Source organism: Streptomyces sp. SP18CS02 (genome assembly GCF_036322365.1).
Lineage (GTDB): Bacteria > Actinomycetota > Actinomycetes > Streptomycetales > Streptomycetaceae > Streptomyces.
In genome coordinates this window covers 14,051-40,516 of the sequence record NZ_JAQYXC010000156.1, presented here as the reverse complement: position 1 = coordinate 40,516, position 26,466 = coordinate 14,051, and the positions used below count along the sequence as shown (strand labels likewise).

The following is a 26,466-nucleotide window of genomic DNA, read 5'->3' as shown; positions in this document are numbered from 1 at the left end:
GACGCCGGCAAGAAAATCAACGGCCGCAAGCGGCACCTGGTCGTGGACACCAAGGGTTTGCCGCTGTTCGTCATGGTCACCCCGGCCGACATGACCGACCGCAACGCGGCCAAGGAAGTGCTGTTCCGGCTTCGGCTGATGCACCCCGAGATCACCGTCGTCTGGGCCGACAGCTCGTGACCTGGGCGAAGACATACCTGAACCTGACGATTAAGACCGTCAGCCGCCCGAAGGATGCCTCCGGGTTCGTCGTTCTGCCCCGACGTTGGGTCGTCGAACGCTCACACGCCTGGATCATGCACGCCCGTCGGCATGCGCGGTACTACGAACGGCTCATCCAGCACTCGGAATCGCTCATCACCTGGGCCGCGATCACCATCATGACCAGGCGCATCACCCGCCGAAGTTCCCGCAGAAGCGGTCAGGCGAACTCTCGCGAAGCGCAACGGGACTGACCAAGACGGCGGTCACGGTCACCACCGCCACCCAGAAGTCGCCCGGATCCTCGGGCCTGGGCCGAATCCTCCCATCGCCACCGGAAGGCCGTCAGCGGAACCGCTGATGCCGTCGCCGGAGCAACCCAAGCCCGTTCCCGTTCGAATCCTGAGCTTGGCAAACGCGCGGCTCAGGATTGAAAAGAGGGATGTCGTGCTGTGGGTAGCAGTGTGGGCTCCCGACCTGGACAGGTCGGGAGCCCACACTGCTGGTGGGGCTGGGGTCAGCTCGGCTGGTCGCCGGTGTAGCGGTAGATCTCGCCGGCCTTGTTGACGTGCCAGGCGTTCCCGTCGGCGCCGGCGGCGATGTCGGCCGCGGTGCTTCCGGGGATCTTGGTCCACGGACTGGCGTCGTTGTTGGTGTACCGGTAGATGCTGCCGGCGGTGTCGATGCCCCACACGTTCGTCCGGGAGCCCACCGCGATGCGTGTCAGGCTGCCGGTGATGCTCTCCCAGGGGTTGGCGGACCCCTGATCCCCGGTGTAGCGGAAGATCTGGTTGCCTGCGTTGACACCCCACACCGTGCCGTCCGCGCCCGCCCCGATGTCGCTCAGCGCTCCGGGGATCTTGACCCACGGCCTGGCATCGAGGTTCGTGTACCGGTAGATGGAGCTCGCGGAGTCGATGCCCCACACGTTCGTCCGGGACCCGGCGTCGATACGGACCAGGCTGCCCGTGATGTTCACCCACGGGTCCGGGGCACCCTGGTCCCCCACGTACCGGAAGATCTGGTTGCCGCCGTTGACACCCCACACCGTGCCGTCCGCGCCCGCCCCGATGTCGCTCAGCGCTCCGGGGACATTGACCCACGGAGCGCCGTCATAGTTGCTGTACGTGTAGATGGCAGCGCCGGCGTTCACGCCCCACACCGCCGTCCTGGACCCCGCCGAGATGGCACTCAGTCCGCCCGAGACCTTCACCCAGTCCGCCATGCCAAGACCCTTTCCTCGCACCGATGTCGGCATCATCCTCCAGGGCCAGGTGAGTCGAAAAACAGACTGAACTCCTCTTCTAATATCAAACAAGCCAGTAAATCAGTGTTTCAACCCTTACAACCTTATGGCGTGGTGGGCTTGAGCGGCTCGGTGGGAGGCGTTTCGGCTGGAAGTGCTGTCCCGCCCAGGAGGGATCGACATACGCGCCGATCTCTGCCTCTGCACCGCAACCGTTCAGGGAACGGTCACGGTAACCGGTCCCGCACATAGCTCTCATCACGGACTGATGGCTCTTGGCCTGCCGATACGAGGTTCAGGAACAGGCACTTACGATGCGCGCCCCGCCCTGTGGACAAGATCCGCGCTCCGGGACACGGTACGGCCGTGACGTCGGTCACGGACAAAATGGGACTGCAAAGGGTTGATTTGCCTATACAGGGCGCTGAATAGCGAGTCAGGACAGACGTTGGTCAAGGGGTGCTTCTTCACGGTGGCTCCGGCCCGTGCTCAGATCCGCGCGCGGGCCGGACGACCGCCGACCCGGCCGCATACGGCCGGAGATACCGAGGCACCGTGCCCACCGAACCCATGCCTGACCCCGCTCACGAGGATCGCGCGGCCCGCGACCGCCGGCCTTCCGACGACGTGGGCCAGGTCCCGCAGGCCCCCTCCACGGGCCCCTCCATCGCCCCCTCCACGGCCACTTCGCCCGCCCGGCGCGTCTCCGCAGGTCAGCCCCGGAAATCAGGGCCCCGCGAGGCGTTCGACAACCCTCCTAGGTCTACAGAGGCATGGAAGCCGACCGGAGTGCGAAGGCAGGAAGTGCTGAGGGCTCTGGGAATCTTCCAGAGGGCTACTGCTGAACACCTGTGGCGGATGCTGCGACCCGCAGACCAGCACGACCGGTGCACCAGGGACACCCTGAACGCGTTGAAGGAGACGGGCATGGTCGGGTGGAGAGGCGTCTGAAGTCGGGACACCAGCTGGGGGTGCTCACCGAGACGGGCCACAAGGAAGCCAAGGGGCTGCTGCCGAGGAACGTACGGATCTCCGCGCTGTGCAAGCAGAAGTACGACACCAAAGGCAGGCCCGTCCCGGGGCAGGGCTACGACGAGCACGCCGCCGCCGTCACCCTGACCGCCGCCGTCCTGACCGGCGCCGGGTTCGGCACTTCCTGGCAGACCGAGATCGCCCACCGCCTGCTGTACGGCTACACCCAGTACGCCGACCTGACGATGCGCGCCCCGGACGCCGGGGTGCCCGCGATGCTCCTGGGTCGACCGCGTCACCGAACCCGTCGACAACCTCGTGGACAAGCTGCGCCGCTACCACGACTGGTTCGAACTCCCGGCGCCGAAGACGGATGCGGCGAAGGCGAAGGCGGCCCGGGGAACGGCGGTGCACGCCCCCCCGGCTGTGGTCGCACCTCTACCCGGCGACCGGCCGCGAGGGCCACGTCCCGGTCGCGTTCGTTTTCACCGGCAAGACGGCCGCGCAGCGCGAAAGCCGGATCCGACGCCTGGAGCGGGCCGGCCGCCCGTACTTCGCCGGCACCCCTTACCCGGGCAGCGGGGCGGGGATCACGGCGGTCGACTATCACCAGGCGGTGCCCGTGGTCGTCACCGAGCTGGAGCGCATCCTCCGACCCGGCCGGGGCCGCGGGCAAGGTGTGGCGACGGCTCGGGCGGCAGGAGTGGCAAACCTTGTCCGAGGCGCTGGACAACCCCGACGGCGACCGGCTGCACGCCGTGCAGTTGAAGGAAGCCGACCGCCGGCGGGAGGAGCGTGAAGCTGTGGCGAAGGAGGCGCGCCGCCCGGTGTGTGCCCGGTGCGGGGCGAAGTTCACCGACGAGCGCTTGGAGTACCTGCTGAGTCGGGGAAGGGTCGGGGCAAACCGTACCGACAAGCTGTGCGGGCCGTGCCTGGACGAGCACTTCGCCCGGCTCGAGGCCGAGCGTGCCGCGCGGCGGCAGGCGGAGGAGGACGCCGCGCGGGAGGCGGCCGAGGCGGAGGAAAGGGCGAGGAAGGCTCCTCCGGCTGCTGCGCGGCCTCGGCCTGGCGCTGCCCGCGTCCGTACAGCATCCGCACGGACCCGGGCTCGCTGGCGCCGGCGGGCGCCTTCTGACCGAGCAGGCCCGCCAGGTGCGCCCGGTCGTCCTCCTGCGGCCCATCGGCCCGGTTCTCCTGCTGGCTGAGCTGGAGGTAGCCGTCCAGGGTCTCCGGGTCCACGCCGACCTGCTCGCAGTACGCGGCGATCAACATGGACACCATGTTCATGGTGTCCGCCGCGTCCGTAGCCCGGTACAGGGTCATCCGCTTCCAGTCGCGTGCGACGTCCGAGGCCGCGTAGCTCAGGACCTCCTGGCAGCGCTCGACCGCCTCGTACACCATCTGGCTGACCGCGCGGCGCATCGGCTCAGGCATCGGGGTGTGTTGCATGGCCGCACGCTAGAGGGCCGCGTGCCTGGAGTCCGCCGTCGCGGCCCCGTGCTCACCCGGACGGACCAGAAGCCGCCCAATCTGAGCGGGTCAAGGGGTGTGGTCAACTGCGACGCTTAGTCACATCGAACCGGGGCTCGCTCGTGTATCTGTGAGGAGTCGGATGGTCGTGCCCGCAGTGCCGCGCCTGCGCCTGACGGCGGACTACGCCGCCGACTGCGGCTGCTACAACTCTTCCCTGCGCGCCCGCGTACATAGAGGAGGGATTTACCCGTCCGGGCACCTCGGCTTTCCGGCGAAGCGCTTTGCCCTGGCCCGTGTTCTGGAAGGCTGCTTTCCGTGCGCGAGGACGTCGACGAGTACCTGGCCGCACCCGGCCCTGCTCACCACTGAGCGGGGCCTTTTCCATGCCCGCGCCCAGCCGCAGACCACCCCGAAAGGCACAGCCATGCCCGACCTCTCTCACGCCCACGTCTGCCTCTGGCTCACCGGCGCCCGCCCTACCACCGGGTCCGGCGCTCTCACCCCGGCAGACATGCTGTCCCGAAGGCCGGCACCGCTTCCGACATCGTTCGCCGCGAAGGCCTCGACCTCGGCGACCTCTCCCCTACCAGCGCCGCGATCGGCTGGGCCGCCGAGGCAGAACCGGTAAGCCCACCGTGATGGAAGCCGTGACTCGCTTCGCGACAACGGGGCTGGGCATCCCACGCGCGACGGCCGTCGCGCACGCACAGGGCTGGGCAGCCTCCCGCATCACCGAGCCGGACGAGGCCGTGGAATGGATCAGGCTGTTGGGCCTCGGCGGTCTCGACACAGCGCTGCGCCTGCGACGCAAGGGCGTCACACCCGCCCATGGAGAAGACCCTGAGAAAGCGAGGAACAAGCCCGGCGCGACGCCCGGGCCGCGGAAGACCGCGTCTGGTCCGAGATTGGGTCACCCGCAGGCAAGCCTGGGACAGGGGCCTGAGGACTGGTGGCCGGCGCCGACGTCGCGCCGGCCACCAGCCGGTCAGGGAGGAAGGGGTGAAGCTCCTTCGGGGTCCAGCCGTCGAGGCTGCTGCCGTGGCGGGTGTTGTTGGTAATCGCCTGTGCAGGTGGCGCACTGACATGAAACCGAGAGATCGCACGAAATGCCGACCGGAGCCCGTTACCGGATGCGGACATTTCCGTAACTGATGGCTGTATCGGACATCGACATGCGGCGGACGTGGCCCTGACATTCACTGACAGTTACACCCACCCGTTCGGCGGTCAACCACAAGCCCTTCCGCCCTTCGGTGGCTGCTGCCGGGCATCGTCGACCAGATGCGGGCACACGCGAGGGCAGCCCACATCGACCAGCCCCTGCCCGAGGCCCGCGCCCAGCAGGCGGCGCTGCAGGTGACCGCGCTGCTGCCGCATCTGCGGGAGCTCCTCGAGCTGCTCCTGGCCCTCGGTAACCGCGAGGCATGACCAGCGCGGGGCGGGTCGGGACCTGCGCGGTCCGTGACCCGCCCCCGCGCCGACCCGCAGGGCCTTGACTTGGCCTGACGGCCGCGCGACCAACTCCGGCGGGGGTGTCAGCCCGGCCCGGGACACACCAGGAGGCGTGAGCAGAGCGCCGATCGTCGTGCACCGGCCCTCCAGCTCGGGCGGCCGGAGAGTCACCGGTGCACAGTCACGGCCAGGACGAGATCCTTGGCACTGCCTACGGCGGCCACGACCTGGTCGTGGTCCTCGAGGGCGCCAGAGTCGCCGACCCGGAGGTCATCTGGGACGACCAGCGGTGGGTGGAGTGGCGCGGCGGCCCGGCCTAGTTCAGCGCGCCGCCTGACGTCCGTGCCACCGGGTCGGGCAGGGCCCTCCTGCCCGACCCCGCAGGTCAGTCGATCAGGCTGTGCAGCCCTACCGTGCAGCCCGCGGCAGCGATGAGACCGGCAAGCACTGCCTTGGGGTAGGACTTCTCGGCGAAAAAGGTGAGCACGCCGACGCCAATACCGATGCCGACGGCTATGAAGAGGATCAGCGCGGTGCGCTGCGACAAGAGCGCCGGCTTCACGGCGGGGGCGGGTTCAGGCGTGCTGGGTGGATCAGGATGTGCGGACGCGGGGGAGTGCTGGTCCCGAGCCATCGGGATTCTCCTAGAAGGCGGAGGAGCAGAAACGGCGGACACCTGCGTGGTGTCGTCCGCGGGGGTGTGCGCCGCGCGGTCGGCGATCCTGCTGCGGCTCTCTGCCTGAGAGCGTCCCTGTGAGGCGTGAGCCCGGGCCCAGGGTGGCGTTTCCAGCGTAGCGCCGGTCGGCTCGTCTGCTGCCCCGGATACCTGGTGGGTGGTCATGGGCTTGTCTCCTAAGGTGAGTTCGGTTGAGCGAGCGGGACAGTGACAGGTCTCAGGTGCTTGTGTCTCGGCCTGGAGCGGAGGGGCTTTTTCACCCCCTTGCGCCGCCAAGGAGCCCCAGGACAGCAACGGCCGGGAAGAGATTTCCCGAGGGCATGACGAAGGCCCGGACCATCTGGTCCGGGCCTTGCCGCTCCTCATGTACCTGTTAGTCAGTCGAATGCCTCACCGGCAGACGGTCGCGAGCCAGCATCCGGCTCATCCCGTCTGCGAGGACAGCAGCCTGGCCCTCGTCCGCCTGCGCACCGACCACGACGGTGGCGGGGAAGGCCAGCGTATGGCCATCGCGTCGGGTCGCCTCGGTCGGCGTGGGCGTCGCCAGGTTCTTACGGGTCCGCGCCGTCAGCTTGCCCACCCGCCGCCGCGCGGCCGTCTGCTCCGCGCGGCTGCGCCAGCCGGACCGCTCGATGGAACCGAGGACGGAGGCGGTGCAGGCCGAGATCGCCTCCTCGATGTCGCCGCCGGCGCGCGCCAGCCACATGCTCACCATCCGGTTGTTGCCGTCGCCCGCGGCCAGGTCCTCGCGATGCTCGCTGAGCGCTCCGGCCCGTTTGCCGACGCCGCCGAGCAGGTTCGGCGCGAGTCTGTCATCGGCGGACCCGATGACACCGAAGAGCTCCAGGCCCGCATCATCACCCCCGAACAGCAGGACATCGACCTTGAACTCAAACTCCAGGGCCGTGACGACGACCTCGCTGCCGCCCGCGCGGCCAACCGCGAGTTCATGACGCAGCTCAACCGCCATCACATCGATCAACCAGACGGTCCACCCTGAAAAGCCGCGCCGCGCCGCCGGGCACATCCGCCCCCAGACAATGACGATAGGGACGTCGTGAGACGAGGTCCCCTAACCTATGTCCGCGATGCCTGTCCCCACCACCGCTCTTCGCGGGCCGTCAACTCGCCGTTGACCTGCCACGGGAAAGCATGCTGAAGGCCACATCGATAGCACAACGGGGTGCCCAACGGCTCCTGCCCGGTTGGAATTCCCCTCGGCCGGGCGGCATTCAGCGAACCGGCTTGTGAACGCGGAGCCTCAGCGTCTGCACTATTCCGTATGCCTCATACGGGGCGAGACGGGCACGGAGGGGACGCACGGTGGCGTACGTGGGCGAGATGCTGCTGGATGACGGTCAGATCGTGCTGCTGGAGGTGGCCGGCAACGGCCAGGCCGGCGTGCAGCGCGTTTCCCGCGGCGGCGCCGTCGCAGGGGCGGCCGAGACCCTCCAGCAGGCCCTCGCCCGGGTACGCCCCGCGCTGGGCGCCGTCCTCGACGGTACCCGCACCCTGCCGAGACCGCCCGGATCGGTGACCGTCGAGTTCGGTATCACACTCAGCGCCGAGGCGGGCGTGGTAGTGGCGCGGGGGTCGACCGAGGCCCACTTCACGGTGAGCATGCAGTGGACCCATCCCGAAGAGTCCACCGTCCCGGGGCAGCATGATGCTGAACACCGCACCTGACGACGAACTTCCGCGGGCGATCGCAAGGATCTGGGGCGCGGACGGGCAGGTCGTCGGCTGCGGCTTCCTGGTCGCGGAGCGGACGCTGTGCACCTGCGCCCATGTCGTGGCCAGCGCATTGGGAACCGACGAGAGGGACCCGGTCGGTCCGTCCCTGCCGGTGATGGTCGACTTCCCCCTGCTGACCCCGGCCTCGGCGCGCTTACGAGCAACGGTCTGCCGGTGGCGGCCGGTAACCTCCGACGGCGGTGGCGACATCGCGCTGCTGAACCTGGAGGAGGCCGTCGAGGGGACCGCTCCGGTCCGCTTCGCGGGCGGGACGGCCGTCTGGGACCACGCCTTCCGTGTGCTGGGCTTCCCCTCGCCCAGGGATGACCACGGCGTGTGGGTGGACGGCCGGCTCCGCGCTCCCGTCGGCAAGGGCTGGACGTCGATGGAGGCCCGCCCAGCACCCGGCGGGCAGCCCGTCGGACATGGGTTCAGTGGCGGCCCGGTCTGGGACACCGACCAGGGCGGGGTGGTCGGAATGACGGTGGCGGCCGAGACCGGCACGGGCGCGACGACGGCCTACCTGATCTCGGCGGCGCTCCTGCTCGGCCTCGACCCGAGCCTGAGCCCCTCCCCTTTCCGGGGCCTGGAGCCCTTCCGGGAGCAGGACGCGGAGCTGTTCTTCGCGCGGCGGGAAGACAGCGAACGGATCGCGCGGGCGGTGCGCCGCCAGCCGTTCGTCCCGGTGGCGGGGGCTTCGGGGGTGGGGAAGTCCTCGCTGGTCCGCGCGGGGGTGCTGCCGCTGCTGAGGGCGGCGGGATACTCGGTGACCGACTTCGTCGGACAGCCGGGGGCCGAGCCGGTGGGAGTCCTGCTCGCTGCCCTGCGGCATCAGTTCCCGCAGGCCCGGCTGCCCGAGGAGACCGGAGCACGGCTCACCCCGCATACCGCGGTCCTGATCGGCGCACGCGTCCTGGACCACTGCGGGCCCGCCGGCCACGTCGTCGTCCTCGACCAGTTCGAAGAGACGGTCGGCGCGGAGCCGGTCCATGCCCGCGATCTCCTGGGCACGCTTCTCACCATGGCCACCGCACGACACCCAGAAGGCCGCCACGTCCGTATCCTGACCACCCTGCGCTCAGCCTCCCTGGAAGACCTGGCAGCGGACGGCGACGCAGAACGCCTCAGCGTCACCGTCCAGATGGTCGCGCCGATGACCCCGTCCCAGCTCGGCGAGATCGTCCGCCGACCGCTGGAGGCCGTCCCAGGCATCGACTTCGAGGCTGGTCTCGCCGACCGCATCGTCACGGACGCCGGAACCGGGCCGGGCGCCCTGCCCTTGGTGGAGTTCGCCCTGGCCCGGCTGTGGGAGAACCGTGAGCACGGCCGGCTCACACATGTCGCGTACCGCGAACTCGGGGGCGTGGAAGGGGCGCTGGCCGCGTATGCGGACCAGCAACTGGCGCAGGTGTGCAAGGCGCCCGACGGGCCGGGACAGGGGGTGGCGCGCCGGCTGTTCGAACAACTCACGCTGCCCGACGGTGATCAGGGGTACGCCCGGGTGGCCCGCGCCTACGCGGCCCTGCCGCCCGACCTCCGGGTGGCGGCGCATGCCCTGGCCGCCACCCGGCTGCTGGTGATCGGCCGGGACAGCGGAGGCCGGGAGACGGTCGCGCTGGCCCATGAGTCCCTCGTACGGCAGTGGCCGACGCTGCGGGCCTGGCTGGCCGAGTCGAGAGCCTTCCGGGCCTGGCAGGAACGACTGCGACTGCGCATGCGCGAGTGGGAGGACGGCGACCGGCACCCCGATCTGTTGCTGCGAGGACGAGAACTTGCCACGGCCAGAGCACAGATGAGCGCGCACACGGCAGAGCTGGACACGACGGAGAGCGAGTTCATCGACCGCAGCCGAAGGCACGGGCGGCGCGCGGCGCGCCGCGGGCGAGCCGGGGTGGCGCTGATCGCGGTGCTGGCGGTGCTGGCGGGCACGCTGGTCTTCTTCGTCCGGTGGGAGATCGGCAAGGCCGAGCGACGCGAGCGGGAGGAGGCTGCGAACGAACTGGCGGACCGGTCGCTGGACCGTTCCGCCACGGATCCGGTCGAGAGCGCCGCCCTGGCCGTCCGTGCGCACCGTACGGCGCGCACGGACAAGACGTACCGGGCCCTGCTGAGCGCCTATCCCGCGATGTCGATGGTGCGCAGTGTCCATGAGGGATTCCTGGCGGGGCGAGTGGTGGCACTGGCTGCTTCAGCGGACGGCGGCCAGGTGGCCCTGCTGGAGGAGGACGACGACGGCGCTGTGCGGGGCTCCGTCGTAACCGGGCTGGCGGAGGGGAAGCCGGTGAAGGAGCCGATCAACGGCTTGCCCGAGGGCGTCGACACGGCCGCGGTCAGCGACGACGGGACCCGGGTGGCGGTTGCGGGACCGGAAGGGCAGGGCATGGTCTGGAGCGCGGCCACCCGCAGCGCAGTGGACCAGTGGCCCGCCCGGACCGGTGACCGAGGTAGGGAGAACCTGGCACTCGACTTCTCGGCGGACGGCCGACTGCTGCTGCACGCGACGCATGCGAAAGCGCAGGGATACTGCATGCACGGCGTAAAGGGGAAGCACGTACGGCTCCACGTGCGGGATACGGAGACGGGGCGCGATGCGAGACTCCCGTCCGGCCTGCTGCTCCCCGACCGGTGCCTGAACGACATCGCGCTGCCTGCCGGGTACCGGACGGACGGCCAGCTGATCCTCATGTCGGAGTCCGACGAGCCGCTCGGCCGCCCATACCGCGGCACCGTGCGCGTCCGTGCCCTGGAAGCGGGTCCGCAGAGGCGGGAGTGGGACGAAACAGGACTCGACTCGGTGCTGGTCGGTGCTGGCGGCCGGGCGCTGGCAGTGCGGAGCTCCGTGGAGTTCGACGGCGCCTACCGGGATCCCGCCACCGGCAGGAGGACTGGGATGGCGGGGGCATACCACGCGGAGGACCGCCGGGACCGGACGGGACGCTTCGTAGGGGACGACGCGGGGTTCGCCGTCCTGTGGCACGACACCGTCAGCGGAGCGGACCATGTCACCCTGGACCCCTCCGACCCTTCCGCCTGGGACGACACCGACTGCCCCGAGAGCGGCGCGAACCTCGTGACGCGAAGCCCAGGGCACGGTCCGCTGCTACACGTTCTGTGTGGGCGGGACCTGCTGTCGCTCACCATGCGTCCCGCGCCGCGCCTGCCGGCCGTTCACTCGGCGATCCACGCAGATTTCGCGCCGTCCGGCCGGTCTTGGGCCGTGCTGGGGAGTAGCACGGCCTCGGCCCTGCCGCAGCTGCGTTTCACGGTCTCCGTCTTCGCTGGCGAACGCCTGCGGGAACAGCGGATCACTCCCGTCGGCGTGGCGACCACCGAGCACGAGAGCCGGGTTGTCCACAGCGCGGACGGCCGGCGACTGGTCGTCTGGGGGAAACTGGGGTGGGTGCTCTACGAGGTGCGAGCCACCGGGCTGAAGCCGGTGAAGCACCACCTGGAGGCTCCTGCCGACCCGGATCGCGATCCCGTGGTCCGGGACGTGCGCGCACTCGGCGGCCAGGACTTCCTGCTCCTGGACAAGCACGGCATTCGGCAGCTCCGCGAGGACGGCCGCACGGCACCCGTGCACGCGCCCGACTGCGGCGAGCGCAACCCGCGCAGCGTCGCCTACTGTCTCGCCATCGCGGTGTCCCCCAAGGCGGACGGAACGGCGTGGATGCTGCGCAGGGACGGGACGCTGACGTCGTGGGACCCGGACGATGGCGGCGTACGGCGGCACACCGTAGCCGTCGGGCTGCCGGCGGACGGATTCGAGCCGCGGGGCCTGCGCTTCCGGGACGACGGGAAACGCCTCGCCGTGGTGCTCCGTGACCGGACTGCCGTACTGGACCCCGCCACCCGGCAAGTCGAGCACCGGATGCCCACCCCGCTCATGTCAGGGATCGTCGCCTATGCCAGTGACGGGCACATGGTTTTCGTGAAGAAGGAGGAAGGTGTCGCGAACTTCGGGAAGGTCGAGGTCTGGTCGGACAACGGCGCCGAGGCACTGGCCGATTTCGGAGAGCTGTGGACTGAAGGCGCTTGGCGTTTCGACCACGGCACCCTCCACACCGCCGGCCGCTGGGGCTCCTGGGTCTTCCCGCTGGACGAGGACAAGCTCGTCGCCCGCCTGTGCCGGGCCCTAGGTTCTGTCCCTTTGGCCAGCGTCGGGTCCAGATGAGGATGCTGGCGAGGTGGAGTGCGGCCTGGTAGGCGATGGCGAGTTCGTCGGTGCGTGTGGCCAGGCCGCGCCACTGCAGGCGGTGGATGCAGCCCTCGTCCAGCTCCCGGCCGATACACGGTGCGTGCCGATCACCGGTGGGGTGATGGGCTATCTCCCTGGACAACAGGCCGCCCCGTACTCCTTCCCCTCTCGTCACAGGCACTGATCCGACGACAGCGGGGCCGGACAGGATCACCCTGCCCGGCCCCGCTGCCGTTCCCGGCTGCTCACCGGCTGAGACGGATGCGCGGCCCCCAGGCGAACTCGAGGTCGTCCAGGAAGACGGTGGACCCTCGTCAGGGGCCGCCGGTATGCGGCAGGGCCAGGCCTGCGTGCCGGTCGTCGGGGACTGGTGCCTGACGTCGAAGAAGCCCTCAACGGGCTTCATCGTCCCATGGTCGGTTCACGCCTCGGCTCTCTACGACATCCTCGAACAGGTACGCAACCGGCTGCTGGAGTTCGTTGCCGAACTGCGTGCCACTCTGGAACCGGGAGAGCAGGAGCCCACGGTGGGCCAGGTGCACCAAGCGGTGCAGACGATCAACATCACTGTCGGCGACTACTCGCCGGTCCACGTCATCGCCCCCCACCGCCGTAGTGCACCGGTCAGCTTTCCCACCCGCCCGCGCCACCGTTGGTGGCCTCAACGCTGACCCGTAGTGCGCGGCACGGAACGCACGGGAAAGGGCCGCACCGGACCGCAGTCCTCCAACGCGACCTCCCGTGCGACGTCTCGCCAGCACATCAGCCGCTCACTGCACGCAGGATCGACGAAGCGCGCCATCAGGTGATCGCCGGCTCCCTCCGCGAACTCTCCGCTTGCCTCGCCGCCTTGTCGCCTCACGTCTGACAGCCAAATGCATGCCGGGCGGCCGGGTACGTGATCCGGCTGCTCCCACCCCGAACGGGTGAACACGCCGCGATCCGCTGCCGAAGAGGGAGACCTCAGTGAGGGAAGGACATGCTGGCTTCACGAGTTCCGCCGAAGTGATCGACTCGCCAGTCGAGTACCGCTTACGCTGCGTGCTTGAGGAGAGTGGGCTGGGGGGTACATGGTTGATCCGATTGCGACTGCTGCCCTGAACGATTCGGGTTCGGTGACACTGCGAGGCTACGAGTACCAGACTCATGTGGCTGCACAGGCCATCCTGGAGATGCTCGCTGATGAGGCAGTACGGCATGTGACATGCGAGCACATTGAGGACGTCATCATCGCCCGCAGTGAGGAGCAGGCCGAGGGCGGTCTGTTGTGGGAGTTTCAACAGATCAAGATGCGGGAAACGGCCACTCCCTGGGCATTCAGAGACGTGCTTGCAAAGAGGCCGTTGCAAAGCCTGTGGCGTACGTATGGAACGTTGAAAGACCAGGGGCTCTCCTACAGGCTAACGGCTGCCGTTGAGGGATTCCTTGATCCTGCCGACGCGCTCGTTACTGCTCTTGCGTACGGAGAAGGGGCCGACAACGAGCACTGTATGGAGCGGGTGACTGCCCACCTGAAACCTGACGCCAAGGAGGTCTCTGCCTTCCTAGGCCTGATCCGTATCCAGGAACTTCCCAGGAGCGAAGACATCGAGGAACGTAACGTCGCGTTCCTTCACGAACTGGGCTCGCCTTTGACCGGTACTGAAATTAACGGTCTCTACGCCGAGCTAGTGCACCGTGTCAGGAAGGCGATGCAAGGCCGCCTGGATCCTCGGTGGACTGAGCAATCAGGCGTGCAGGACCTGCCTGCGGGGCTGCTGGGGAAGCGCATCGGGCCCAGCGCGGTTGCCGACATCCGACAGCGCCTGCAACTACCTGATCGCATGCTGTTGACCGGCTTCTCACAGCGCGGAGGAGTCGACACAGCACAGATCAGTGAAGTGCGGAGTGGCGCAGCAGCCCCGTACGAGGCACGCGGTCTGCGCAAGGACTATGACTGCGAGAAGTTCCCCTTCCACCGTCAAGAGGACGGCATGGCTGACGTCTTCTACGCGACGCACAAGCCGACCGGCATGCCCGTCGTCCTCAAGAAGCTACGCGGCCAGTACCCGCACCTCGGCAAGAAAGCCCGGATGACCCGTGAGATCGAGGTGGGCCGTCTTCTGAGCGAGCATCCGAATGCGATGCCGGTCTGGGACGCCAGCGCCGACGGCACGTGGTTCGTCATGCCCAAGGCGCAGGCTGTCGCAACGGAATGCCTCGATGACCTCAAGGATCCGGCCGTACTACGGGACCTGATTGAGAGCCTGTGCTCGGTGCTGATCGCTGCGCATGGGATGCAGTCACCGGGCGCCCCCCACGGGTGGATACATCGGGACATCAAGCCGTCTAACGTACTTCGGCTTGATGGGCGATGGGTTCTTGCCGACTGGGGCATTGTGCGTCGTCCGCCTGGCCAGACCACGCATGCGCAGCGCACTCGGCTTGGGGCGAGCATGGGATCTGAGGGCTTTGCCGCTCCGGAGTTGAGCTTCGATGCCCACAGTGCCGGTCCGCCGACTGACGTCTACAGTTTGGGGCAGCTGATCGGCTGGGCGATCACACGCAGGAACCCGCAGCAGAATATTCCACTCATACCGGACTCTGGGCCCTGGCGCGCGGTCGTCCGAGGAGCAACGCGTACGGACCCCGGGAGACGGCCGGCAACGGTGCAAGCGTTCCTTGACCTCATCGCCCAGGAGATCGACACACCCCCCACGCCGCCCGTAGTACATGCCGAAACGCTCCGTGATGCTTTGAACGATGGAGCAGCCAATGCCTCAGAGGAGTTGGTGGCCCTGGTGGCTACCCACCCCGACGACGCTGCTCTGTACTGCGACGTACTTCTCAATGTTGATCCTGTGGCGCTCATGCCGGCGTTGCTGGCTGACCCTCCCCGAGCCCTTGAGATTGTCCGGGCGATGCCCGACCTTCTGGGCACACACCGCTCAATAGAGCGTGGTGAAGTCGACGCCGTCATCCTGTGGCTGTTCACCGTCGCACGCCACGCCGCTAATGCTGCGCAGTTGGATCTCCTGGAAGTTTGCTGCAACGGCGCCTTCATCTGGGACGCCTTGTGGGACCAGTGGAGGCCGCAGGATGAGATCAGGCCCTGGCTGCGCACCCTGACAGGGGATGCCGCCGGCTCAGTCGCAGGAGCGCTGCGCGACCACCCCGACTGCGCACGCCACTTCTCCTCACTGGCCAACGAAATGCGAGTCGATCAACGGATCCGCTCGGCAGTCTCACCACCTCCGCCGGGCGCGACCGGCACCGCCGGGTCAACGTAGGGGGCGGCGCGACTATGCCCGGTACCTCGTCTTCAGCGCGCCCCGGTGTGGCTGGGCCGGGTCGAGTGACGCTGGGAACCATAGGCAGGCGTAGTCGACTTCGATGGTGCTGAAGGCTTCGTCCGGCCAGGGGGCGGTGTCGTTGTCGGTGGTGATGAGCTGGAGGCCCGAGCCGTAGGCGTCCGCCGAAGAGGGACCCGTCCTCAGTGAGGGAACAGTGGCTCCACGAGTTCCGTCGAAGTGATCGACTGACCAGTGTTGTACCGCTTACGCTGCGTGCTTGGGGAGAGTGGCCTGGGGGGGGTATATGGCTGATCCGATTGAGACCGTTGCTCCGGACGATTCTGGTTCGGTCACGCTGCGGCGGTACGAGTATCAGGTTCATGTGGCTGCGCAGGCCATCCTGGAAATGCTCGCTGACGAGCCGGTACGCCATGTGACCTGCGAGCACATCGAGGACGTCATCGTTGCCCGCGGCAGCGAGGAGCAGACCAAGGGCGGCCTCTTCTGGGATTTTCAGCAGATCAAGACACGGGACACGACCACGCCCTGGGCGCTTACGGACGTTCTCGCCAAGGGACCGTTGAAGAGCTTGTGGCGCACGTACCGGGCGGTGAAGGACCAGACGCTCTCATACGGGCTCACAGCTGGGCTGGAGGGCTACCTCGATCCCGCCGACGCACTCGTTACCGCTCTCGCACATGGGGGAGGGGCGGATAACGAGCGGTGCCTCAAGCGGGTGACAGCCCACCTGAAGGCTGACGTCAAGGAGGTCTCAGCCTTCCTGGGCCTGGTCCGCATCCGGGAACTGCCCAGACGCGAGGACATCGAGCTGCGCAACACCGCCTTCCTCCACGAGCTCGGCCCGTCCTTGACCGGTGCGGAGATCACCGGCCTCTACACCGAACTCGTACGCCGTACCCGGGAGGCAATGCAGGGCCGTTTGGGCCCGCGGTGGGCCGAGCAGCTAGCGGTGCAGGACCTGCCTGCGAAACTGTTGAGGAAGCGCATCGGCCCCGGCACCGTCGCAGACCTCCGGCAGCGTCTGATGCGCCCTGACCACGTACTGCTGACTGATGTATCGCAGCGTCTCAGCGGAGTCGAAACAGCGTTGGTCCGCAAGCTACGCCGGGGCGCGGCGACGGACGATGTAATCCAGGAAGCTCAGATGGTCCGCGCGCATGCCGACATTCACCGTATGAAGCAGCAGTCCCTGGGCACGTGGCCGGCTGACCCGGCCATCGAGGCGGACCTGGACGAGCGGCTGCTGCTGGTCGCGCGCCGCACCATCCGCAGGCACGCGGCAGATCCTCGCCCAGCGAACGCCATCTTCGACGGCCTCCAGACCACTCTCGAAACCAGCGCCGCTACCCACGACCGCTGGCCCCTCTATGCCCGGGACAGCGTGCTGCTCATGGGCCGGGCGTGTGCCATCTCCGACGAATGCCGCTTCGACTGGGGGACTGGCCATGAGTCTCCTGCCTGATATCGCCCCGCCCCCCACAGCGCCCCCGGAGTATCCAGACGGGCTCCCTCCTTCCGCCGACGCCCAAGCCAGGCTTCTTATCCTCATCGACGCCTTCTCCGAGACAGCAGCATCCAAAGGCATCGAAGGCCGGATGAAGCTCGCCAAACTTGACTTTCTCCTGCGCTACCCCGAGCACTTCAACCATCTGATGGCCGAGCGCCGACCCGACGCCGACCCAGGCGACGATCCGTGGCTGACAGGAGCCATCGAGCAGAGCATGATCCGCTATCGCTATGGCCCCTGGGACCCCGCCTACTACGCCCTCCTTGGTGCTCTGACAGGCAAGGGCCTCATCGAGCCCAAGCACGAGAACGCGGTCGCGACCTACCGCACCACGCCAGCCGGAAGAAGGGTCGCGCAGGCCCTTGCCGAATCCGAAAGCTGGCGCCCCGTACGCGATCGGGCCCGGCTCCTGCGCCGGCACTTCAACCTCACCGGCACCACTCTCAAAGACATGATCTATCGAGCGTTCCCCGACATCGTCGAGGCGGACTGGGGGACACAGCTGTGAGAATCCGGATCGAAGAACTGCACCTGGTCGGAACCAGCCGCCGCATCCGGTTCGAGCGTGGGATGAACGCGATTACTGGCGCCATGAGCGGCGGTAAGACGGCGACGATCAGCTGCCTTCGGGCCTTGCTCGGCGCCGATGTAAGCGTCGTCCCCGAGCTCCGAGGGCGCACCATGGCCGGCACCGTACTCATCGGCGACCGCCGCTTCCGCATCGTCCGCCCCCTTGTCACCACGACGACCGCCAAGGTCGATATCGCCGAGATCGGAGGCCAAGAGGAAGCCTGGCGGTTGCCGGCCAGCGAACTCCAGGCCGGCTACGACCACACCTTCCGCGACTGGCTCCTCGACCGCCTCGGCCTGCCTCGCATCAAGGTGCCGCGAGCCCCAACCGACCAAACGAGCCCGCTTGTCCCCGTGACGGCAAGCGACTACCTCATGTACTGCGTCCTGAGACAGAAGGAGATCGACGCTTCTGTCTTCGGCACCGCTGACAACCACGCGAAGAACATCAAACGCCGCTACGTCTTCGAGATTCTGTACGGCATCCATGACCCTGAATCCACCGGACTTCGGGAACGGCTTCGCGAAGTGTCCACGGAGCTCGAGGCCCTCACTGCGGACTCCGTCACCCTGGAACGACTCTTGGCTGAGACAGCCTTCGGCTCACAAGCCCAGCTGGAGGTGCAGCGCACAGCCACTGAGACCAAGCTTCGGGCGGCACGCACAGCGGATCAGCAACTAACGAGTGAGCTCACCGACCCTTCCACGGTGACCTTGCGCTCTCGGATTGCTGATGCTGAAAGCGAACTCGCGCGCATCGACATGGCTACCGCCGCGGAATCTGCGGCGGTAGCCAACCTGCGCGAGCTACACGACCAGCTCATCGCCCAAAGCCGTCGCCTCACCCGCGCACTCGTCGCGGAACGGCTTCTCAACGACTTCGAGTTCCACACCTGTCCCCGATGCGGATCCGGCATCCCAGAGCGCGGTGACGACCACACCTGCCGACTGTGCCTGCAGACCCCTCCGCAGACCGCGGCACCGTCATCCCTCGCCAGCGAGCAGGACCGGGTGATCGAGCAGGTTTCGGAAACCAAGCAACTCATCGAACGCAGCACGAAAAGAATCGAAGAACTCCAGGCCGCACGCGCAGGCCACGCCCGTCTCCGCAACGACCTCGGAGCACAGCTAGACCGAGCCACGTCAGCCTTCGTCAGCGATCAGACCGACCGCATCCGCGCCACCGCCGCCGAACAAGCCCGGCTTGAAGAACGCCTGATCAGCCTGGAACAAGCCCTGTCGTTGTACGAGCGTTCCCAGAAGCAGGCACGCCGCATCGCCGAGCTTGAGCAGGAACAAGAATCTCTCAACGCGAGCATCGACGCTTCCAGGCACAGCAACCCTGCCGTCCAAGAACGACTGCGGAAACTCGACGAAGCCTTCGAGACGATCCTCCGCGCCTTCGACACCCCACGATTCGAAGAACCGGCAGGCACGTACATCAGTCGCAAGACGTACCTGCCCATCGTCGACGGCCGGTCCTTCTCAGACCTTGGCTCTCAGGGAGTGGAAGTCCTCGTCAACGTGGCGCACGTCCTCGCACACCAACTTGTTGCCCTGCGTGACAACAGCATTCCGCTCCCGAACATCCTGATCATCGACGGCCTCAGCAACAACGTCGGCCACGAAGGCATCGATCTCGAGCGGCTACGCAAGATGTACACCACCCTGCTCAGCGCTGCCCTCCAGCATATCGATGACCTGCAGATCATCGTGGCGGACAACGATCCCCCGCCCATCTCGGGAGTTCACCGCGCGCTAAAACTGTCGGACACCGATCGCCTCGTCCCAGAAGCGACCGCCGGGCAAGAGGCCCCGGCCACAGAAACTGATCAGAGTGGCGACAGCAGCTGAGACACCAGTCGAATCTGCAACCCGCAGTCCCGGCAGGCGTTCCCTTGGGGACTGCGGGCTCGGCGCTGTCTGGTTAGCGCACCGATGGGTGGGTGCCAGAGTCATGCCCAAGCGATGCCCAGTTCCCGTAGGGCGTCGAGCTGTTCCTGGGTGAGTTTGTTCCGCCTCGATTTGGTGTTCGATACCCATACGCCGAGCTTCACCACCACCGGCTCCGTCTCGCCGGCGACCGTGAACTGTTCGGTGTGGCCCCGCGGGACCGGCCGGCCCGCTCCTTCCCTCTCTACCCACTGTGTGAGGGCCGCGAGTCCGCGCTGGAACGCCTGCTGTCTCGCCCCGGGACGGGCCGCCGGGGCGGGGGAGGGCGGCTGCTGGGGTTTGATGCCCAGCCTGGCAAGCCGTTCCTGTTGCTCCTGGGAGAGCTGTTTCCAGGTGCCCGGCTGGGTTTGCCGCTGGAGCCATCGTCCGATGTCGTCGCCCTCGAACAGCACCCCGGGTGCGATGTCGGGCAGGCTGCCGTCGGCGTCGACCAGGTCTGCCAGAACGCGGTGGTGGCGTTGCCAGTCCAGTGGCCAGGAGCAGTTCCAGTCCGGGTCGATCTCCGCGAGCTGCGCGGCCCGGGTCTCCGTGCGCTGCGGGTCTTTGCCGAGGCCGTCTTTGCGGCGGAGGTTGGCGAGGAGCTGTCCGATGGCCAGCTGCTCGGCGTCTGCCGCGCCTTCGCCCCATAGGGTGTCTTGTCGGGGTGCGAGGTGTCCGGTGGCCCGGTGGTAGGTGCGGAGTGCGGCGAGTTTGGTTTCCCATGCTTCGTCGCCGGGTTCCCAGACCATTCCGGCTTCGTCGAGGAGGGTTTTGCGGTGGGGGTCGAGTTCTCCGGCCCGCAGCGCTTTCCGCTGTTGGTGGACCCATCGGCCAAGCGGGAACGCTTTCGTCGTCCCGACTGCGGTCTCGACGTCGTAGGCAACGGCGTGCAGGCCGGTGATGCCGTTCTCGGTGCGCCACCGGAGCAGGGCTTGGTAGCCCTCGAGCCAGACGAGGGACTGGGGGCGGATGACGCGGCAGCGGGTGAGGGCGGCGATGTCGGCGGCGTCGCGGGGGGAGGCGAAGTTGACCACGACCGCAGTGACGCGGTCGATCTCCTGCTGCGCCTCGCTGTCCTCACCGCGGTCTGCTCCTGCTGCGCCGCGGTCAGGGTGGACGTGGAGGCGTCGGCGTTCGGTGCTGCGGGTGAGGGCGTGGGAGGCGAGCTGGTCGACCATGCGTTCCGAGTGCGAGCGCAGGGCTTGGAGGATGTCGACGAGGGGCTGGTAGCTGGCCGAGGCGACCATGTCCTTCGGGTCCTCCCCGGACTGCAGGAAGACCGGGATGATGATCCGCGCCGTCTTCACGCTGCCGTCCGGATTCGGTCGCAGCGCCCGTCCGATGTTCTGGACGATGTCGACCTGTGAGCTGCGTGAGCCGACGATGCACACGGCCTCGACGCCGCGTAGTCCGGTGATGTCGACCCCGACCCCCAGGGCCCGTACCGAGGACAGGAACGCCCGGTGCACCCGCCGGTTCTGAGCGTCGACGCCGTTGGCGAACCGCTGGATCACCTCACGCCGGTGCGCGATGGGATGGTCCCCGCACAACCAGTCGGCCCATACCCGCTCCGCAGGCACATGACGGCCCTCTTCCAGCTCGTACAGCTCGGCGTCGATCGATGACGTAGGCAGTTCCTCCGCCCTGGCCAGGGCCGCCGCGGAGGCCTCGGCGGCATACAGCTCGGCGGCGGTTGCCGGCATCTGCTCGGCGAACGCCGCGGCTTCTTCCACCCGCTGGTGGAACACCATGGTGGTGTGCAGATTCCGCTGCGCCGCGTGCTCGAGCAGTGCGGCCTGGAGCAGGGCCGTGCGCCGGCCCCGCAGCGCGTCCTCGGACAGCCCGAGGATCGGATCGGGGTCGCGGATCTCGAGCACGTCGATCTCGAAACCGGCGAGGATCGAGCGTTCCATCGCCTCCGCCAGCCCGAGATCGAAAAATCCGGGTGCCGTACGTGCGGGAGTCGTCCTCCATCGACGCGATCACCACCTCCCGCCCGTCCCGCCCGCGCTGCGGCCGGGGCGCGGCGAGGATCCGCGGGGTGGCGGTCAGGTAGAGCCGGAAGTCGACAGGGATCCGGCTGTTGTCGTGGATCACCGCCCACGGCCGCCCCATGGCCCCCGCGGTCATGTGCCCCTCGTCCAGAACAGCGAGGTCGAACGGAGCCATCCGCTGCCCGTACAGCCGCTCCCCGCCCGCCAGAGCCGACTCCAACGGCCCAGGGACAGTCCGGCGACCACTGACATCGGCGGGATCTTCACGGTCCACGAGAGAGGCGTACGTAGCGAACACGACCACCGGCCCGCTCCTGGCCCACAGGGCGAGCTGGATCGGGTTGGTGGTGGTGCGCACCCCGAGCTGCTCCAGGACCTCGTCCTTGTCCACCGAGCAGACCGCGATCATCGGCGCGCGGTGCCCGACCCGGCGCCAGGAATGAGCTGTCTGCACGATCAGATCCAGGGTGGGCACCATGACGAGGATCCGGCCCTCGGGGAAGCACTCGAGCGCGCTCGCAGCGGTGGTGATCGTCTTGCCGGACCCGGTCGCGGACACCCCCATGGCTCGTGCCCCCTCTGTGGGCACAGATGATCTTGCAGAAAATTCCACCCATTTACGAAACGCCGACTTCTGGTCGACCTGGTGTTCCATGAGCTGGACCCCGAACATTCCCTGCCTTCCCTTTACATAAATTGTTGCTGAATCCCAGGCAGGCGGGGGACGGCCTGCCTGGGGGCCGACTGAAACCCCAGGTGCGCCGATCGCGTCGTGGACCGCCCTGGGGCTCCTGCCCGCTGCGGGCTGGAGCCCGAGGCCTCATGGCAGCCTTGCTGCGGCAGACCACGGCCTCATCCACAGGACAGCCCCCAAGGTAGGGGTACTTCTCACCCGGCCGTATGCTCACCGGCATGATTCACCCCGTTGCAGGGCCCCCTACATGGAGGCACCCGGTTTCCGCCCTAGCGCTCGCCTCGCTGATCGCGCTCTGCTGGTACGCCACGCGACCGGTGTATGCAGACTGCGTGTATTTCGGCAACTATTCCATCGAGGAAGCTGTCGAATCCGGACAATGCGACCCTCCTCAGATGCGGTGGAGAACATGGTGATGCTCGGCTTTTGTTTTTCAGTGGTCGGGTGTTCTGTTTTCAGTGTCGGGTTATGCCTGGTGGCGGTGGGTGAGGCGGGTCCCTGCTGAAGGCATCGCGCCGATCTGGGGCTGAAGAGTGCTGCTGAAGTGTGGGTGATCCTGATGCCGGGTCTATAGCGGTAGACGACCTCGGGATGTCTCTGTATCGCGTGGATGTCACTTCTTGGAGTGACGTCGTGCGGTGTGTCTGCTCGTGTGTGTCGTGGCGGGGTCAGTCTGCGTCTGACGGGTACGGCGTGTCAGAGGGGTGGGCTGGTGGACGCGGAGGAGAGTTCCGGCTCCTGTGACGCGGTAGTCCCGACTGGAGTGGGCCGTGAGGTCGCTGTGGGTCGGCTGCTGGCTCTGGATGGGCGGGGTGAGTTGCGTACGGCGCATGTGCGGTTGGTGGCGTCCGCGCTGAGCGTCTCGGAGCGTACGGTGTGGAACTGGCTGTCGGTGGCGCGTTGTGAGGGCAGGACAGGGCCGCGTCCGCGTTCGCGGTTCACTGTGACGCGGGAGATCCGGGAGCTTCTTGCGCTGTGGGGTGGGAATGTCTCTGCGGTGCACCGGGAGCTTGTCGCCCGTGCGGCGAAGGCCTCTTCACCGGATCCGGTCCCGTCTCTTTCGGTTCTGCATCGTGCTGTTGTGCGGGATTTGTCGGCGGGTGAGCGGGCGGGGTTGCGGTCGGGTGAGGCAGGCCGTCGGCGTCATGACGTGTTCGGGAAGCGGCCGCCGGTGTACCGAAATGCCTGCTGGGAGGGTGATCACAAGAGGGTCCCGGTGCGGGTGGACGTCGAGGGGCAGGCGGTGTGCCCGTGGGTGACGTGGTTCGTCGATGTGGCGACGAAGGTGATCGTGGGGGTGGCGGTCACTCCGCATGAGCCGGCCCGTGACGCGGTGCTGGCGGCGCTCAGGGCGGGGATCAGCCGCGCCGATCCTTACGGGCCGTTCGGTGGTCTGCCCGGCAGGGTGCGGGTGGACCGGGGCAAGGAGTTTCTGTGCCGGACGGTGGCGCGTGCGTTGGGCGGTTTCGCGGTGCCGGTGGAGGACCTTCCGGCGTATACGCCGTACCGCAAGGGCACCATCGAGGCGCTGAACGGTGCGGTGGAGGAGATGTTCCTGGTCTCGCTTCCGGGTTACACCCGCCGCGCCCGCCCCGTGGGTGTGCATCGCCGCGACGAGGTGGGCGACTTGCTGTCTTTCGCGGACTTTGTAAAGGCGCTGCTGGACTGGGTGGCTTGGTGGAACGCCGAGCACCACCCGGCAGGCCTCGAGAACAACAGGACGCCGCGTCAGGCGTGGGAAGCAGACGTGACTCCTGTGGAGGACGTGCCCGAGGAGCAGCTGGCGTTCTTCGCCCTGGAGGACGATGGCAGGGTGCGGAAGATTTCGACGAGCGGTGTCAGATGGCGGCGCCGGTTCTACATCGCGCCGTGGATGGTCGGCCATGTCGGCACACGCATCCGGCTGCGGTATCTGCCGCACTGCGACGGCCAGATCGAGGTCTTCTCAGCCGAGCATCCAGACCACCATCTGGGAACCGCATACCTGGCCGAGGAGGCGACGCCCGAGCAGCGCAGAGAGCTCAGCTCGGTCAGGGAGAAGAAGGCTCGCGCATTGAAGGCCGACTTGAAGGCGGCGGAGAAGCTGCGCCGCACTCGCTACACGGCTACCACTACACCGGATGTTCCTCGTCCGCGGCGGACGGTCACCGGACAGCAGGCCCGGGCGGAGGTTGCCCGCGCGAAGGCGACCGATCTGGCGGCTCGGGCGCTGCCGGACCTGATCCCGCCCCGGGATCCTCCCGCAGGCTGGACCCGCCCCCGCCCCCGCCCCCGCCCCCGCCCCGCCTCCGCCGCCCGGCCACGCCCGGATACCGCACCGCGCCCCCTGGCGCCGGATGACGCAACCGGCACCGCCCCCGCTTCGCACGAGGAGTGACATTCGGATGGCTACCGCTGAACGCAAGGGGCGTCTGCCCGGGGAGCGTGAGGATCACTTCATGCGTCTGCCGGGCGCCCAGATCGTCTCCACGCGGGCGCTGCTCACGGCGCGGGAGAACATCCGGGCCGCGATCGAGGCGAAGGCGATGATCTGCATTTACGGGCAGGCCGGCAACGGCAAGTCCTTCGCGGTGAACGCCTCGCTGCGGGAGCTTGCACCGTCACTGGCGCGCCGGATCCAGTTCCGGGCCCGCCCCTCGACCCGGGATTTGCGCCACGAGCTGTTTCACGCCCTCGGCCTGCCGGGCCGGCCGCCAGCGCATGCGATCGAGTTCGACCGCATGCTGCGCGGCGCTCTGGAGGAGCCGCGGGTGCTGGTGTGTGACGAGGCGCAGTGGCTGTCCAAGCTGTGCTTCGAGTACCTGCGCTACCTCTGGGACGACACCGCATCCGACCTCACCATCGTCTTCACCGGCGGCAACGGTTGCTTTGAGATGCTGCAGAGCGAGCCGATGCTCGAATCCCGGGTCTATGCCTGGCAGGAGATCGGCCGCATGCCCCTGGACGAGGTCTGCACCGTCATTCCCGCCTTCCACCCCGTGTGGGAAGAGGCGGACCCTGACCTGATCGCGGTCTGCGACCAGGAGGCCGCGCACGGGAACTTCCGGGCCTGGGCGAAGATCACCCACCACTTGGTGACCGGCCTGAAGGAGACCGGCCGTAAACGGGTGGATGAGGAACTGCTGCGCTGGGCCTACAGCAAACTCTCCACACGGCAGGCCGTCTGACCATGCTCAGCTGCGACAACCCACCCCCGGTCACCGTCATCCTCGACCCCGGCGACGACCTGGTCCACACCCGCGCCGCCCTGGCCGTACACGCCCCCGAGGCCGGACGGCTCACCGTTCACCCCACACCCGGCACTGACTCCGCGCTCACCCTGGCCTGCGACGTCCTCGCTGCCCTGGACAAGCCCGTCCCCGTGCCCGGCTACCGCCAGCTCGACACGGCTCCCGCCTGGACGCTGGCGGCGGCCTGGATCCTGGCCACCCGCACCAGCCACCTGATGCTCCTGCGCGCGCACTTCCTCACCCCTCACCGCCTCAAGGCCCTGCTGCAATTACGCCACCGCACCGGTTGCCGGCTGGCTCTGGTCTGCCACACACGCCACGTTCCCGCGCCCGTCGGGCGAGCCCTGGCCGGCGTTGATCACCATGTCGCGGAGGCGGCCGCCCTCCTACCCGCGGCAGAACCGCCCACCGCCACGCCGCCGGAGCCCGCCACGCGCAGGCCGTTGGCCAACCGGTGGCTCAACCTGCCCGCCCTGACCACGCTCAGCGCTTTCGACTCCGCCACCCGCCCCTGCCAGTGCACGGCGCCCATGGCCGAAGACCGGGACTTCTTCGCTCCCGTCCTGCCGGCTCTCACCGAGACAGAGGTTGCCCACCGACTGCACCGCGCCACCGCCCACCCCTATCTAGCAGCTGAGCTGGCTACCGCCGTCTTCACCGCGGCCTCCGTCACACAACTGGCCACCGCCCACGTCCGCGACCTCGCTCCGGACGCCTCCACCCTCATCCTCCACGACGACGGACTACGCCAGGGCTGCATGACCCACCACGTCCCCACCTGGGCACGCCCCCTGCTGCTGGCCGCCGCCTTCACATGGCGGCTAACCTCCGGAACCTGCGGTGCACTGTTCACCGACCCCCTGGGCAGCACCGGCCTGCCCGGCCTGACGGACTTCGCCGAAAGCTGCAAACTACGCCCGCCCCAGCCGCCCCGCCCCAAGCGACGCAAGGGCTCACGGGCGCCGTCGAAGCCGCCGAAAACGATCTGGCCCTTCAGCCCCGCCCACTACGCCCTGTCCTGGGCGATCCGAGAGCCCGACCTCATGCAGGGCTGCCCTCACCCTCCGCCCCATACCCGGCGCACGATCGATGCGTACAAGAAGGGATGGCCGCCGCCCTACTTCGGCCAGCGTGCGCTGCGCCCGCCGCGCTGACCTTCGGCTCTCGAGGGCGCATGGGCCACCTTGGTTTTCAGCACCGTGAGCCGCGCCTCGTTCTGTGGGTAGCCTGTCGTTGATCGGCGAACGACTGCAGACAGCTCAGCGGTGGACGTACGGTGTGGCGTCTTCACAGT

The 26,466-nt window shown here is 68.1% G+C and carries 16 protein-coding genes and 3 pseudogenes; 13 read left to right on the top strand and 6 right to left on the bottom strand.

Annotation, left to right across the window (positions count from 1 at the left end; translation table 11 throughout):
- Positions 1–401 (top strand): annotated as a pseudogene (locus tag PUR26_RS01430) (transposase); the annotation flags it as partial.
- Between the two features lie 317 nt (positions 402–718).
- On the opposite strand, the gene PUR26_RS01425 reads toward PUR26_RS01430, so the two are convergent.
- Both PUR26_RS01425 and PUR26_RS01420 read right to left on the bottom strand, forming a co-directional pair.
- On the bottom strand, positions 719–1,426 hold the full coding sequence (locus PUR26_RS01425; RefSeq protein ID WP_329868383.1) for a tectonin domain-containing protein: 708 nt from the start codon (positions 1,424–1,426) through the stop codon (positions 719–721).
- A gap of 1,845 nt (positions 1,427–3,271) precedes the next feature.
- A complete protein-coding gene (locus tag PUR26_RS01420) occupies positions 3,272–3,868 on the bottom strand; it encodes a hypothetical protein (RefSeq protein WP_329868382.1) in 597 nt (198 codons plus the stop codon).
- 1,305 nt (positions 3,869–5,173) lie between these two features.
- Here PUR26_RS01420 and PUR26_RS01415 point away from each other — a divergent pair.
- Both PUR26_RS01415 and PUR26_RS01410 read left to right on the top strand, forming a co-directional pair.
- Positions 5,174–5,320, top strand: coding sequence for a hypothetical protein (locus tag PUR26_RS01415; RefSeq protein WP_329868380.1), 147 nt, complete (start codon positions 5,174–5,176; stop codon positions 5,318–5,320).
- 197 nt (positions 5,321–5,517) lie between these two features.
- Positions 5,518–5,664, top strand: a complete 147-nt coding sequence (locus tag PUR26_RS01410; protein ID WP_329868379.1) for a hypothetical protein — start codon at positions 5,518–5,520, stop codon at positions 5,662–5,664.
- A gap of 65 nt (positions 5,665–5,729) precedes the next feature.
- On the opposite strand, the gene PUR26_RS01405 is transcribed toward PUR26_RS01410, so the two are convergent.
- Together PUR26_RS01405 and PUR26_RS01400 are read right to left on the bottom strand one after the other, a co-directional pair.
- Positions 5,730–6,185, bottom strand: coding sequence for a hypothetical protein (locus tag PUR26_RS01405; protein WP_329868377.1), 456 nt, complete (start codon positions 6,183–6,185; stop codon positions 5,730–5,732).
- A 208-nt stretch (positions 6,186–6,393) separates the two neighbouring features.
- The gene (locus PUR26_RS01400) at positions 6,394–7,002 is read right to left on the bottom strand and encodes a hypothetical protein (RefSeq protein WP_329868375.1); all 609 of its coding nucleotides are present in this window, start codon (positions 7,000–7,002) and stop codon (positions 6,394–6,396) included.
- Positions 7,003–7,361: 359 nt separating this feature from the next.
- Between PUR26_RS01400 and PUR26_RS01395 the strand changes: the two genes are divergently transcribed.
- Together PUR26_RS01395 and PUR26_RS01390 are read left to right on the top strand one after the other, a co-directional pair.
- Positions 7,362–7,706, top strand: a complete 345-nt coding sequence (locus PUR26_RS01395; RefSeq protein ID WP_329868385.1) for a CU044_2847 family protein — start codon at positions 7,362–7,364, stop codon at positions 7,704–7,706.
- Positions 7,684–11,928: an nSTAND1 domain-containing NTPase gene (locus PUR26_RS01390; RefSeq protein ID WP_329868373.1), complete on the top strand. Its 4,245-nt coding sequence runs from the start codon at positions 7,684–7,686 to the stop codon at positions 11,926–11,928. Before PUR26_RS01395 ends, PUR26_RS01390 begins: the two co-directional genes overlap by 23 nt.
- Here PUR26_RS01390 and PUR26_RS01385 read toward each other — a convergent pair.
- A pseudogene (locus PUR26_RS01385) lies at positions 11,915–12,037 on the bottom strand (IS5/IS1182 family transposase); the annotation flags it as partial. The gene PUR26_RS01390 and the pseudogene PUR26_RS01385 sit on opposite strands and share 14 nt — an antisense overlap.
- A gap of 244 nt (positions 12,038–12,281) precedes the next feature.
- Between PUR26_RS01385 and PUR26_RS01380 the strand changes: the two are divergent.
- From PUR26_RS01380 to PUR26_RS01360, 5 genes are all read left to right on the top strand, one after another.
- Positions 12,282–12,623: a hypothetical protein gene (locus PUR26_RS01380; protein ID WP_329868372.1), complete on the top strand. Its 342-nt coding sequence runs from the start codon at positions 12,282–12,284 to the stop codon at positions 12,621–12,623.
- Positions 12,624–13,022: 399 nt separating this feature from the next.
- Complete coding sequence (locus PUR26_RS01375; protein WP_329868370.1) at positions 13,023–15,221, top strand: dsDNA nuclease domain-containing protein; 2,199 nt, start codon at positions 13,023–13,025, stop codon at positions 15,219–15,221.
- A gap of 307 nt (positions 15,222–15,528) precedes the next feature.
- Positions 15,529–16,707, top strand: a complete 1,179-nt coding sequence (locus tag PUR26_RS01370) for a dsDNA nuclease domain-containing protein (RefSeq protein WP_329868368.1) — start codon at positions 15,529–15,531, stop codon at positions 16,705–16,707.
- Positions 16,691–17,260, top strand: coding sequence for a hypothetical protein (locus tag PUR26_RS01365; protein WP_191889232.1), 570 nt, complete (start codon positions 16,691–16,693; stop codon positions 17,258–17,260). Before PUR26_RS01370 ends, PUR26_RS01365 begins: the two co-directional genes overlap by 17 nt.
- Positions 17,257–19,176 (top strand): hypothetical protein, encoded by a 1,920-nt coding sequence (locus PUR26_RS01360; protein ID WP_329868365.1) that lies wholly within the window; start codon positions 17,257–17,259, stop codon positions 19,174–19,176. The genes PUR26_RS01365 and PUR26_RS01360 overlap by 4 nt, the downstream gene beginning before the upstream one ends.
- A gap of 101 nt (positions 19,177–19,277) precedes the next feature.
- Here the strand turns inward: PUR26_RS01360 and PUR26_RS01355 are convergent.
- Positions 19,278–21,921, bottom strand: a pseudogene (locus PUR26_RS01355) (Helicase associated domain protein).
- Between the two features lie 802 nt (positions 21,922–22,723).
- On the opposite strand from PUR26_RS01355, the gene PUR26_RS01350 reads away from it, so the two are divergent.
- Genes PUR26_RS01350 through PUR26_RS01340 form a run of 3 tightly spaced genes read left to right on the top strand, consistent with a single transcriptional unit; the run spans position 22,724 to position 26,326 of the window.
- On the top strand, positions 22,724–24,319 hold the full coding sequence (locus tag PUR26_RS01350) for a transposase (RefSeq protein ID WP_443076927.1): 1,596 nt from the start codon (positions 22,724–22,726) through the stop codon (positions 24,317–24,319).
- Positions 24,320–24,326: 7 nt separating this feature from the next.
- Entirely contained in the window at positions 24,327–25,109 is a 783-nt protein-coding gene (locus PUR26_RS01345) for an ATP-binding protein (RefSeq protein ID WP_329868361.1), read from the top strand.
- Between the two features lie 2 nt (positions 25,110–25,111).
- Positions 25,112–26,326, top strand: coding sequence for a hypothetical protein (locus PUR26_RS01340; protein ID WP_329868359.1), 1,215 nt, complete (start codon positions 25,112–25,114; stop codon positions 26,324–26,326).
- Positions 26,327–26,466: the final 140 nt, after the last annotated feature.